We start from the raw sequence: 6,127 nt of genomic DNA, 5'->3' as shown, positions 1-6,127 counted from the left end.
CATGATCTGAACCGCAGAGCCTCACCCGGACCGAGCTACACCACTCGACGGGACGCGACCCTCGTACAGCTCACGCCTCCGCGGGCCCCAGCGCAGGGCTGGACGAGCGGCACTGCCGTGCCGATCTATCGGACCAGAGTGCCGTTCGTGCAGTTCGCCCGCCCCGCCCCGCCAGGGCTGCACGAGCGGTCCTTTCGGGCGGATCTATCGGACGAGCGGGCCGTTCGTCGCCGGGCGGCTGTGTGGGCTCGGTGTTTTGTCGGAGTTTCTCCATATCGTCTGCCCATGGGCATCGACTGGACCACCCAGCTCGTCGAGCAGCTGGATTGGCATTGGCAGGGTCATGTGCGGCCGAGGCTGCGCGGGCTCACCGACGACGAGTACTTCTGGGAGCCCGCTCCGGATTCCTGGAGCGTGCGTCCGCGCGGCACGTCGAGTGCGCCGGTGCAGGCAGGAAGTGGCGAGTTCACCATCGAGTTCGCGTTCCCCGAGCCCGTGCCGCCGCCGGTCACCACCATTGCGTGGCGGCTCGCGCACATCATCGTCGGGGTCTTCGGGGCACGGGCCGGGTCGCATTTCGGCGCACCGAAGCTCGACTACGACAGCTTCGTCTACGCCCCCACGGCCGACGAGGCGCTGCGCCAGCTCGACGAGACGTACGCCGCCTGGATCACGGGCGTGCGTGGGCTCGACGCGGAGGCGCTGGAGCGGGCGGTGGGGCCCGCCGAGGGACCGTACGCCGAGCACCCGATGGCCACGCTCGTGCTCCACATCAATCGGGAGGCGATTCACCACTCCGCGGAGATTCTCGTACTGCGCGATCTGTATCGGGCAAAAGGGATCTAACGGGTGATCGGATCGAAGCGATTAGCCTGAATGGGGTACCTCGCTGTGCTGAATTAGAAGCGGAGACGCACACTGCGCCACCATGTGGCCCACCGTTGCGCTGATACTGCCGTCCTCACCACCCCCGACAACCGACATCGTCCTGGCCGCCTACGAGCAGAACCCGGAGGCCGTCGGGGGCTCCCTCGGACTCTCGGCGCTCGTCTCGGTGGTGCCGCTCGCCGTCGTGCTCGTGCTGCTGGGAGTCTTGCGGGTCCGGGCGCCGTGGGCGGCGCTGTCGGGGCTTGCCGCGGCGTTGGTGGTGGCGATTCTGGGCTTCGCCATGCCGTTCGGGATGGCCCTGTCGGCCGCAGCGCACGGAGCCTTCTACGGGCTCTTCCCGATCCTCTGGATCGTGGTGAACGCCCTCTGGGTGTTCAACATGACCGTGGCCACCGGCCACTTCGACGTGCTGCGCCGCAGCTTCGGCGCGCTCTCGATCGACGAGCGCACGCAGGCGATCCTGGTCGCGTTCTGCTTCGGCGGGTTGCTGGAGGCCCTCGCCGGGTTCGGCGCGCCGGTCGCGATCACGTCGGTGATGCTCGTGGCGCTCGGGTTCAAGCCGATGAAGGCGGCGGTGGTCGCGCTGGTGGCCAACACGGCGCCTGTCGCGTTCGGGGCGATGGGTGTCCCGGTGATCACGCTCGCCCGGGTCACCGGCTTGCCGCTCGATCAGGTCGCGTCCATGGTCGGTCGCCAGACGCCGCTGCTCGCGCTGTTCGTCCCGCTCGTGCTGGTGTTCATCGTCGACGGCAAGCGCGGCGTCCGGGAGGCGTGGCTGCCTGCCGTCGTGTGCGGGGTCGTGTTCGCCGTCGGACAGTTCGCGACATCGAACTTCATCTCCGTCGAGCTCACCGACATCGTCGCGTCGCTGCTCGGCGCGGTCGCGGTGTTCCTGCTGGCGCGGGCGCAGCCGCACGCTGTGTGGGCTGCCCGCCGCCCCGCCGTGGCCGCCGCAGGCGGTCCGGGCACCGCCACCCAGCCCGACTCACCCGCCGAGGTGCGCAAGGCCTACGCGCCGTACGTGATCATCGTGGTGGTCTTCGCGCTGGCCCAGCTTCCGGGTCTCAAGCCTGCGCTCGACTCCCTGAAGCTCGCCTTCCATTGGCCGTTCCTCGACGTCATCGGCACCGACGGCAAGCCGCACAGCACCACCTCGTTCTCGCTGACCTGGCTGACCACCGCGGGGTCGCTCATGGTGATCGCGGGCATCATCGTCGCCCTGATCCTGGGTGTCGGGGCGTGGCGGGCGCTGGCCATCTGGGGGCGCACCGTGGCCGAGCTGCGATGGGCCATCCTCACCGTTGCGGCGGTGCTGGCACTGGCCTACGTCATGAACGCCTCGGCCCAGACCACCGCGATCGGGCTGTTCGTGGCGGGTGCCGGGGCCGCATTGGCGTTCGTGTCGCCCGTGCTCGGATGGCTCGGTGTGGCCGTGACGGGTTCCGACACCTCCGCCAACGCGCTGTTCGGCTCGCTGCAGGTCACCGCCGCTCAGGGCGCTGGGCTGCCGCCCGAACTGCTGGCGGCCGCCAACTCCTCCGGCGGTGTGCTCGGCAAGATGCTCTCGCCGCAGAACCTCACGATCGCCGCGGTCGCCGTGCGGCTGGAGGGCCAGGAGGGCGTGATCCTGCGCAAGGTGATCGGCTGGAGCCTCGGGATGTTGCTCGTGCTGGCGGTGCTCATCACGCTGCAGTCCACGCCGGTGCTGGGCTGGATGCTGCCGTAACGACCGGGAGGGGCTCTCGTCGCTGTGACGAGAGCCCCTCCCGACGAGCACTACGCAGCCTTGACCTGGGCCCGTTCGATCACCGGCCCCACGTCGGCTCCCACGGGGAGTGCGCCGAACGTGTGGCCCCGGTCGTCGGCCAGGCGGGATGCGCAGAAGCCGTCGGCTACCGCGGGGTGGCCGTGGCGCAGGAGCAACGACGCCTGCAGCGTGAGGGCCATCTGCTCCGCGAGGCGCCGCGCCCCGAACTGGACGGCCGGATCCCCCGGGCCGGCCGCCTGCACTGCCGCGAGCTCGGAACGCAGGCGCGCGACGGCGGAGTCGTAGTGGCGGTCGGCGCCGAGGGCGGTGTCGAGCTCTCCGAGGAACGCCACGACCGAGTCGGGCTCGCGGTGCAGCACTCGCAGGACGTCGAGCGCGATGACGTTGCCCGAGCCCTCCCAGATCGAGTTCAGCGGCGCCTCGCGGTACAGGCGCGGGATCCCCGAATCCTCGACGTACCCGTTGCCGCCCAAGCACTCCAGCGCCTCTCCTGCATGGGCCGGGGTGCGCTTGCAGACCCAGTACTTGCCGACAGCCCCCGCGATCCGCCGGAACGCCGCCTCGCTGTCGTCGCCACCGAAGGCACGGTCGGTGGCGCCGGCGATCCGCATCACCAGCGCGGTGGCGGCCTCGCTCTCCAGCGCCAGGTCGGCCAGCACGTTGCGCATCAGCGGCTGGTCATGGAGGTAGGCACCGAACGCTTTGCGGTGCGTGGCGTGATGCACGGCGGCCACCGTGGCCGCACGCATCGCGGCCGCACTCCAGACGGTGACGGCCAGGCGCGAGTTGTCGACCATCTCCAGGATCAGCCGCAGCCCGTTGCCCTCCTCACCGACCAGCCAGGCCACGGCGTCGTCGTACTCGAGCTCAGCCGAGGCGTTCGACCGGTTCCCCAGCTTGTCCTTGAGCCGCTGCAGGTACATCCGGTTGCGGCTGCCGTCGGGCAGGATCCGAGGGAGCAGGAAGCAGGACATCCCGCCGGGTGCCTGGGCGAGCACCAGGAACACGTCGCACATCGGTGCCGAGGTGAACCACTTGTGCCCGGTCAAGCGGTAGGTGCCATCGGCTGCCCGCACCGCCCGTGTGGTGTTGGTGCGGACGTCCGAGCCGCCCTGCTTCTCCGTCATCGACATCCCGGCGAGCAGTCCCTGTTTCTGCGCAGGCGGGCGCGACCCCGGCTCGTACTCCCGCGCGGCGAGCAACGGCTCGTAGACGGCGGCGAGCTCCGGGGCGTGACGCAGGGTCGGCACCGCGGCGTAGGTCATCCCGACCGGACACATGTGCCCGGCCTCGACCTGTGTCCAGGCAAGAGTGGTCGCCGCGTGGGCAGCGTGCGCTCCCGGCCGGTCGTCGCCCCACGGGGCGGCGGTCAGGCCCAACCGGACGGCCGTGCCCAGCAGTTCGTGCCAAGCCGGATGGAACTCGACCTCGTCGATCCGATGTCCGACGCGGTCGTGCGTACGCAGCACCGGCGGATACTCGTTGGCGAGCCGGCCCCATTCGCGGGCCTGCTCGCTCCCGGCGAGCCTGCCGGCGGCGTGGACCTCCGCCTCGGCCCAGCCCGCGTCCTCCCGGTGCAGCGCCTCCAGCAACGCGGGGTCGGCGGCCGTGTCGACGTCTCCGAGCGGTGGTACCTGGTTGGCGACCTCGTGCGTGGGTGGCATGTCGGGACACCTCCGGATTCAGGAATCGGGTCGTACGGCGTCGGCGGCGAGGAGTCCGCGGACGATGTCCGCCCAGTGGTCGATCAGTGGCTCGTCCTCCCTGACCCGCTCCTGCAGCGACGCGCTGATCGCCAGCCCGCGCATCAGCTGGACGGTCAGGTCGACGACGATCGGGTAGTGGGGCCGGGCGGTGATCTCGAGGCCGAAAATCGCGTCGATCACGGCGTGCAGTTCAGCGAGAGCGCCACGCTCTGCAGCGCGTAGGGCCGTACGCAGCCGCTCGTCGGTGCGAGCGGCTCCCCACAGCTCGAGCTCCGCGCCGAACGACGGGCGCCGGCTCGCGCGTCGCATCACCCACACGCCACGCGTCACGGGATCGGCGTCTGCCGGGGCGGCTGCGAGCTCCGCCCACATGGCCTCGAGGTTGACCTGCACCAGCCGGTTGACAGCCGCGGTGAACAGTTGCTCCCTCATGGGGAAGTGGTGCAGGAGCGCGCCGCGACTGATGCCGGCTCGGCGCTGCACCTCCACCGTGGTCGTCGCGGCGAAGCCGGACTCCACGAGCGACTCCACCGCAACGTCGACGATCCGTCGGTAGGTCGCCGCACGCTGGTCGTCGCGCGTGGTCACGAGCACTCCCAACCCCATTTTCACCGTCAGAGCTGACGGTGAAAACTTAGCACCGGGCCCACTCACGACGCCCGGGCACGTGCCCACCGTCACGCCGCCGGTCGCGCAAAGCCGACGCCCGTAGCTGCACCCGCCTCAGCGGGTGAAGTGGTCCCATCCGGCCGGGGGCCCCTCGTAGGGCCGCCCGTCCACCAGCACGGCGGGGTCACCGGCCCGGACCGTGCCGATCTCCGTCCAGCCCTCGGGGAGTGGACCCGAGAAGGTGGCCGCGAGCGCGTGGTCCTCCCCGCCGGTGAGCACCCACTGCAGTGGGTCGACGCCCAGCGCGGCGCCGACGTCCACCAGCCGGGCAGGCACGTCGAAGGCGCGGCTGCGCACGTCGAGCAGTACGCCCGACGCCCGTGCGACGTGGCCGAGGTCGGCGATCAGCCCGTCCGAGATGTCGATCATCGAAGTGGCGCCGGCCTTCGCCGCCTGCGGTCCAGCCGCGTAGGGCGGGTCCGGCACGCGGTGCGCACCGACCACCGCCACCGGCGATCGGAACCCCCGAGCCAGCACGGCGAGACCCGCGGCCGACCACCCGACGCGTCCGCAGATCGCCAGGACGTCGCCCGGCCGCGCCCCTGCCCGCGTGACCGGGGCCCGCCCTTCCAGCGTCCCGAGCGCGGTGACCGAGAGCACCAGCGTCGGTGACGCAGCCACGTCGCCACCGACCACGCCGACGCCCACGACACCTGCCTCCGCCCACAGCCCGTCCACCAGGGCCGTCAGCGTCTCGACGGGCGTGTCCCGGCTGCACGCGAGCCCCACGAGCAACGCGGTGGGCACCGCTCCCATCGCCGCGATGTCGGCCAGGTTGGCGGCTGCCGCCTTGCGTCCGACCTGGTCGGGGGCGGACCAGTCCAGCCGGAAGTGCACGCCCTCGACCAGCACGTCGGTGCACGCAACGACACGTTCGTCGGGCGCGGCCACCACCGCGGCGTCGTCACCGGGACCGAGGAGCGTGCCTGCGGGCTGGGCGCGGCCGGCATTGAGCCGGGCGATGAGCCCGAACTCGCCGAGGGTCGAAAGTGTGTCTTCCGCCTCGGCGTCCCCGGTGGGGGGCGGGAACGATGTCGGCACAGCGGTACCTCCGGTACGTTCGGCTTCCGACTTTCCTACCCCGGAGAGCTCAACC

At 71.2% G+C, this 6,127-nt stretch carries 5 protein-coding genes; 2 read left to right on the top strand and 3 right to left on the bottom strand.

Annotation, left to right across the window (positions count from 1 at the left end):
* Positions 1-285: 285 nt before the first annotated feature.
* Positions 286-846: a DinB family protein gene (locus tag ABD743_RS39030; protein ID WP_344728849.1), complete on the top strand. Its 561-nt coding sequence runs from the start codon at positions 286-288 to the stop codon at positions 844-846.
* 82 nt (positions 847-928) lie between these two features.
* Entirely contained in the window at positions 929-2,614 is a 1,686-nt protein-coding gene (locus ABD743_RS39025) for an L-lactate permease (RefSeq protein WP_344728848.1), read from the top strand.
* Between the two features lie 50 nt (positions 2,615-2,664).
* Here ABD743_RS39025 and ABD743_RS39020 read toward each other — a convergent pair whose 3' ends face one another.
* From ABD743_RS39020 to ABD743_RS39010, 3 genes are all read right to left on the bottom strand, one after another.
* Positions 2,665-4,320 (bottom strand): acyl-CoA dehydrogenase family protein, encoded by a 1,656-nt coding sequence (locus ABD743_RS39020; protein WP_344728846.1) that lies wholly within the window; start codon positions 4,318-4,320, stop codon positions 2,665-2,667.
* Positions 4,321-4,338: 18 nt separating this feature from the next.
* Positions 4,339-4,950, bottom strand: a complete 612-nt coding sequence (locus tag ABD743_RS39015) for a TetR family transcriptional regulator (RefSeq protein WP_344728844.1) — start codon at positions 4,948-4,950, stop codon at positions 4,339-4,341.
* Between the two features lie 135 nt (positions 4,951-5,085).
* Positions 5,086-6,072 carry a thiamine-phosphate kinase gene (locus ABD743_RS39010; protein WP_344728843.1) on the bottom strand — a complete coding sequence of 329 codons (987 nt, stop codon included), beginning with the start codon at positions 6,070-6,072 and terminating at the stop codon, positions 5,086-5,088.
* Positions 6,073-6,127: the final 55 nt, after the last annotated feature.

This window comes from Pseudonocardia yunnanensis (assembly GCF_039534065.1).
Taxonomy (GTDB): Bacteria; Actinomycetota; Actinomycetes; order Mycobacteriales; family Pseudonocardiaceae; genus Pseudonocardia; species Pseudonocardia yunnanensis.
Note: the sequence above shows the minus strand (reverse complement) of the source record. Positions and strands in the feature narration are given on the sequence as shown.

Bases quoted from the DNA above. Each gene is read 5' to 3' on its own strand.
- ABD743_RS39030 (WP_344728849.1), top strand. From the start codon at position 286: ATGGGCATCGACTGGACCACCCAGCTCGTCGAGCAGCTGGATTGGCAT.
- ABD743_RS39025 (WP_344728848.1), top strand. From the start codon at position 929: ATGTGGCCCACCGTTGCGCTGATACTGCCGTCCTCACCACCCCCGACA.
- ABD743_RS39020 (WP_344728846.1), bottom strand. From the start codon at position 4,320: ATGCCACCCACGCACGAGGTCGCCAACCAGGTACCACCGCTCGGAGAC.